4 protein-coding genes and 1 pseudogene are annotated in these 5,944 nt (G+C 61.6%); 4 read left to right on the plus strand and 1 reads right to left on the minus strand.

Annotated elements, in window-relative coordinates:
• Positions 1 to 353 (minus strand): transposase domain-containing protein (locus tag J9889_RS17660; protein ID WP_210557548.1); only part of this gene is annotated, 353 nt, incomplete at its 3' end.
• Between the two features lie 84 nt (positions 354 to 437).
• On the opposite strand from J9889_RS17660, the pseudogene J9889_RS17665 reads away from it, so the two are divergent.
• The 4 genes and pseudogenes from J9889_RS17665 to J9889_RS17680 form a co-directional block, all read left to right on the plus strand.
• Positions 438 to 779 (plus strand): annotated as a pseudogene (locus J9889_RS17665) (LuxR C-terminal-related transcriptional regulator); the annotation flags it as partial.
• A gap of 92 nt (positions 780 to 871) precedes the next feature.
• Positions 872 to 3,700 carry an excinuclease ABC subunit UvrA gene (gene uvrA, locus J9889_RS17670; protein ID WP_210538182.1) on the plus strand — a complete coding sequence of 943 codons (2,829 nt, stop codon included), beginning with the start codon at positions 872 to 874 and terminating at the stop codon, positions 3,698 to 3,700.
• A 141-nt stretch (positions 3,701 to 3,841) separates the two neighbouring features.
• The gene (locus J9889_RS17675; RefSeq protein WP_210557550.1) at positions 3,842 to 5,527 is read left to right on the plus strand and encodes a diguanylate cyclase; all 1,686 of its coding nucleotides are present in this window, start codon (positions 3,842 to 3,844) and stop codon (positions 5,525 to 5,527) included.
• A 72-nt stretch (positions 5,528 to 5,599) separates the two neighbouring features.
• Positions 5,600 to 5,944: hypothetical protein (locus tag J9889_RS17680; protein ID WP_210557552.1), on the plus strand; the 345-nt coding region annotated here is incomplete at its 3' end.

Consider the following 5,944-nt stretch of genomic DNA (forward strand, 5'->3'; position numbering starts at 1 on the left):
CACACATCGGCGCACTGTTTGAACAGCCACTCGAGCGGCTGTTTGCCGAGTCGCTGACGGGCCTGAGACAGGGCACTGTCCGCGAGCAAGGCATCATTGGCCAACCCTTCTGCACAGATGTTGAGGCGCCGAGCGACCTCGGAGATAGGCTCATTGCGGAAAAAGGCCATCCCCACGACGAGCCACAAGACCATATCAGAAGGTAAGCGGCGTCGGCGGATAGTGGCCTTTTCAGACAAGGCGGCAGCGGCAGTAATCCATTCGTCGGGAATATGGTCGGCAAAAATGGCCAGCCGAGCCAGCATGTCGCCAGATGCCTCAACAACATCGTTCAGATCGTTTGCAATAGACATAAAAAAATCCGGAACCAGTGATTGGTTCCGGATTGTCCTACAGCAGAAGGATCGGTCAATGGATCCTTAACTGATCAGCATTGCCATACCAGCGGGCTCTTCTTTCGTCAGGACACGCTGGACAGGCTGGTCTTCGGCATTCGCAAGGTGTTGCAGGGGGAGTACTGGATCCCGCGCCACCTGCTGTGCGACCTGGTGGACTACTACCGCAAGGGGAGCGGGCAACCTCAGCGTCAGCAGACGCTGCTGACCGCCCGCGAGCAGGAGATCGTGCGTCACCTGATGACGGGGGCCTCCAACACCGAGATCGCCGACAGCCTGTTCGTGAGCGAACACACCGTCAAATCCCATCTCTACAACGTCTTCAAGAAGCTGAACGTCAAGAACCGGTTGCAGGCGGTGAGCTGGGCCAAGGAGTATCTCTGAGGAAGGGGCACGGAAGGAAAGACTGTCTATTCATCCAGTAGTCTCTATGCCATACTGGCCCGCTCTGGTTCCCGTATCGAGCGCGCAACAAGATGGAAAAAATCGTGATCCGGGGTGCCCGCACCCACAACCTCAAGAACATCAACCTGATCCTGCCACGTGACAAGCTGATCGTGGTGACCGGCCTGTCCGGTTCGGGCAAATCCTCCCTGGCGTTCGATACCCTCTATGCCGAGGGGCAGCGCCGCTATGTGGAGTCGCTCTCCGCTTATGCCCGCCAGTTCCTCTCCCTGATGGAGAAGCCGGACGTGGACCACATCGAGGGGCTGTCGCCTGCCATCTCCATCGAGCAGAAGTCCACCTCCCACAACCCGCGCTCGACCGTCGGCACCATCACCGAGATTTACGACTACCTGCGGCTGCTGTTCGCCCGGGTCGGGGAGCCACGCTGCCCGACCCACGCCATTCCGCTCGCGGCCCAGACCATCAGCCAGATGGTGGATCAGGTGCTGGCCCAGCCCGAAGGCGCCAAGCTGATGCTGCTGGCCCCCGTGGTGCGCAACCGCAAGGGGGAGCACACCAAGCTGCTGGAGAACCTGGCGGCCCAGGGTTACATCCGCGCCCGCATCGACGGCGAAGTGTGCGATCTGTCGGATCCTCCCGCCCTGGAGCTGCACAAGAAGCATACCATCGAGGTGGTGGTGGACAGATTCAAGGTGCGCGATGACCTGGCCCTGCGCCTGGCCGAATCGTTCGAAACGGCGCTGACTCTCTCCGGCGGCATCGTGCTGGTGGTGCCGATGGACGGGGAGGATGGGGTTGCCCCCATGACCTTCTCCGCCAACTTCGCCTGCCCCGAGTGCGGTTACTCCATGTCGGAGCTGGAGCCCCGGATCTTCTCCTTCAACAACCCGGCGGGGGCCTGCCCCACCTGTGACGGTCTCGGGGTGCAGCAGTATTTCGATCCCGCCAAGCTCATCCATGATCCGGGCCAGAGCCTGGCCGGCGGCGCCATCCGTGGTTGGGACAAGCGCAGCTTCTACTACTTCCAGATGCTCAAATCCCTGGCCGATCACTACAAGTTTGACCTGGAGACCCCCTGGGAGGATCTGCCGCTCAAGACCCAGGAGGTGATCCTGCGTGGTTCCGGGCGCACCGAGATCGAGTTCCGCTACATGAATGACCGCGGCGACGTGGTGGTGCGCAAGCACCCGTTCGAGGGGATCTTGCACAACATGGAGCGCCGCTACCGGGAGACCGAATCCAACGCGGTGCGGGAAGAGCTGGCCAAATACATCGCCAACAAGTCCTGTACCAGTTGCGGTGGCAGCCGACTGCGGGAAGAAGCCCGCCACGTCTTCGTGGACAATCGCAACCTGCCCGCCATCGCCGAGCAGTCCATCGGCGATGCCCTGGCCTTCTTCGAAGGGTTGAACCTGTCCGGTCAGCGTGCCCAGATAGCGGACAAGATCCTCAAGGAGATCGTCGAGCGGCTCGGCTTCCTGGTGAACGTCGGCCTCAACTATCTGAGCCTGTCGCGCAGCGCCGAGACCCTCTCCGGTGGCGAGGCGCAGCGGATCCGGCTGGCCAGCCAGATCGGGGCTGGCCTGGTGGGGGTCATGTACGTGCTGGACGAGCCCTCCATCGGCCTGCATCAGCGGGACAACGAGCGGCTGCTCAAGACCCTGACTCACCTGCGTGATCTCGGCAACACCGTGATCGTGGTGGAGCACGATGAGGATGCCATTCGCCTCGCCGACCATGTGCTCGACATCGGCCCGGGGGCTGGCGTGCACGGCGGTGCCATCGTCGCCCAGGGGACGCCGGAGGAGATCATCGCGAACCCCGAGTCCCTGACCGGTGACTACCTCTCCGGGCGCAAGCAGATCGCCATCCCGGCCGAGCGCACCCCGCTCACCGGCAAGTGGCTGAAATTGAAAGGGGCTAGCGGCAACAACCTGCGCAACGTCAACCTGGATCTGCCCATCGGAGTGATGACCTGCGTCACCGGCGTCTCCGGTTCCGGCAAGTCGACCCTGATCAACGACACCCTGTTCCGCATCGCCCACCGCGAGCTGAACAAGGCCACCGAGTCCACGCCTGCGCCCTATCGCAGCGTCGAAGGGCTGGAGCATCTGGACAAGGTGGTGGATATCGACCAGAGCCCCATCGGCCGCACCCCGCGCTCCAACCCGGCCACCTACACCGGCCTGTTCACCCCGATCCGCGAGCTGCTCTCCGGCACCCAGGAGGCGCGTTCCCGTGGCTACCAGCCGGGCCGCTTCTCCTTCAACGTGAAGGGGGGGCGCTGCGAGGCGTGCCAGGGGGACGGGGTCATCAAGGTGGAGATGCACTTCCTGCCGGACGTCTACGTGCCGTGCGACGTCTGCAAGGGCAAGCGCTACAACCGCGAGACCCTGGAGGTGAAGTACAAGGGCAAGAACATCCACGAAATCCTCGAGATGACGGTGGAAGATGCCCGTGCCTTCTTCGATCCGGTGCCGGCGGTGGCGCGCAAGCTGCAGACCCTGATGGACGTGGGCCTCTCCTACATCCGGCTCGGTCAGTCCGCCACCACGCTCTCTGGCGGCGAGGCGCAGCGGGTCAAGCTGGCGCGGGAGCTCTCCAAGCGGGACACCGGCCAGACCCTCTACATCCTGGACGAACCGACCACGGGGCTGCACTTCCACGATATCCAGCAGTTGCTCAAGGTACTGCACCAACTGCGGGATCGGGGCAACACCATCGTCATCATCGAGCACAACCTGGACGTCATCAAAACCGCCGACTGGATCGTCGATCTGGGGCCTGAGGGGGGCGCCGGTGGTGGCCGCATCCTGGTAACGGGGACGCCGGAACAGATCAGTCGTTGCGAGGATTCTCATACGGCCCGCTTCCTGGCACCTCTGCTGGCCAGATAAAGCGTTCAATAATTGTGACAAGGGGCCCTGGACCCCTTGTTTTTATTGTGGTAATTCAGTGACCTCTCGGCGGGCCTATCCTCCATACTTGGGGCAAGCCCCTTCCCGCTTCGCATTGCCATTCAAAGGATATTGGCGCCCATGGCTCAACCGTCCCGCTCCATCGACCATCTGCTGGCCTACTCCATGTTTCCGGTCTGGGCCGGAGCCATCCTGATGCTGCTCATCGTGATCGCACTGGCCCAGGTGCCGGCGGCGCAGCGGGTCGAGGAGCGGCGGATGGAGGAGCACCTGCAGCGGGTGATCAGGGCGGTGCAGAACGACATCGGCGCCATGAATGCTTTTACCCGGGACTGGGGGATCTGGGATCAGAGCTACCATTTTCTGGCCCACCCCAACCAGGCCTACATCAACTCCAATCTGCTGGTCGACACCCCGATGCGGGACTTTGAACTCAACGTGTTGAGTTACATGGATTTGCAGGGTTCGGAGATCTGGACCCGCACCCTGTTGCCAGACGCGCCGGACACGGATACCACCCTGTTGCCCTCCTTTCTGGACGATCTCAAGCTGCAGCTGCTGCGCGAGTCACGGCAGGCGGGCATCAGCAGCCTGAGTGGCGTCAGGCGCTCACAGTGGGGACCGCTCATCTTTTCGCTGCAGCCGGTGACAGATACCCTCGGCAGCGTCAAACCCAACGGCTATCTGCTGGCGACTCGCTGGCTGGACAAGCGCTATCTGCAGGATCTGGGGGAACGGACCGCGCTCACGCTGACCATAGCCCAGCCAAGAACGCGCGAGTATCTGGGCTCCTTCAAACCGCTCGGACCGCACATGAGCTACCGGCTGGTCGATCTCGGGTTGCAGCAGGTCAGAGGGGAGGGGTTGCTGCTCGACAACGACGGCGAGCCTGTATTGACCCTGATCGTGGACGAGGAGCGGGACGTGTTGCTGGGGGCGATGGAGGGGGCGATCTGGACCTTCATCGGCATGCTGCTGATAAGCTTCGCCTGCATTCTGATGGCTCTGGCCCGGCTGCGGGCCATCGTGCTGGGGCCGATCGGCGAGCTGGTGGGGGCGCTGCACCAGTTTACCGAAAAGCAGGATGCGAGCGTGCTGCCCATCATCGACAGCAGCCAGGAGATGGCGCTGCTCAGCCGCAAGTTCCGCGAGATGGCGGCCAGGATCAACCTGCATCACAGTGCCCTGCAGGCCCACTCCTCCCGCATGGAGGTCGCTGCCTATACGGATCCACTGACTCATGCCTTCAACCGCCGTTATCTCGATGAGTGGTTGCTGAACCGCCAGGATCCGGCGGCAGGCTGGGTGCTGGTGATCCTGGATCTGGATCACTTCAAACGGGTCAACGATCGCTTCGGCCACGACATCGGCGATCTGCTGTTATGTCAGCTGGCCGAACTGCTGCGAGGGACGCTGGATGAGGAGGAGCCGCTGATCCGGCTGGGTGGCGAGGAGTTCATGCTGTTGCTGGCCAGAGAGGAGCCAGGACAAGTGGCGGAACGGATCGAGCGCCTGCGCCGCAAGATCGCCGACTGCCGTTTCGGGCGGGAGGAGCTGCCGCTGCGCATGACCGTCTCGCTGGGATTCTGCGATTACCCTCTGCATGCGGAGCTGGAGGACTCTTTCTGGAGTCTGAGTTTCAAGCTGGCGGACATGGCCCTGTACCGGGCGAAACAGGAGGGCCGGGATCGCTGGCGTGGATACAGCGGCGAGCTGGGGCGGGCACAGTGGAGGTTGAGCCCGGAGCAGCTGGCGGAAGGGGAGTGGCTGTTGTGCCAGGCCTCCCACGCCAACCAACCGGTCTAATGGGTCAGGATCAACAAGGCCATGCCGAGCACGAAACCCAGCAAAATAAACAGAAAAGAGCCAATGCCCCAGATGGCTGCCAATATGGCTACTATTTTGTCCCTTCTGGTTTGTGGTTTCATAAAGAATTATTTACAGCCCGGCTACATGGCCCGCAAAAATACTCTTGTTGGACGAGTGAAACAACCGTTTTCAGTCGTTTTTATCCGCAATAAGATATATGGAAATTATTTCTTATTGTTGTTGGTAAGGCGGGAAATCTATCCATTTCAGGCGTTGTTGATCAAATCCGTCGCTGGATGGCCGTTCCCCAACCCGTTGATACCACTCAATTCACTGGCTGGCGAACAGGCATACCAAGCCCTATCAGCTTGTTCATCACCTTCACGCCAGCCAGGATTTCGCCCACCTGGGCGT

The sequence above is a fragment of the Aeromonas sp. PrichA-15 genome (genome assembly GCF_017939245.1).
In the GTDB taxonomy this organism is placed as follows: Bacteria; Pseudomonadota; Gammaproteobacteria; order Enterobacterales; family Aeromonadaceae; genus Aeromonas; species Aeromonas caviae.

Excerpts from the sequence above, each read along its gene's own strand:
- uvrA (WP_210538182.1), top strand. The coding sequence starts at position 872 with ATGGAAAAAATCGTGATCCGGGGTGCCCGCACCCACAACCTCAAGAAC.
- J9889_RS17675 (WP_210557550.1), top strand. The coding sequence starts at position 3,842 with ATGGCTCAACCGTCCCGCTCCATCGACCATCTGCTGGCCTACTCCATG.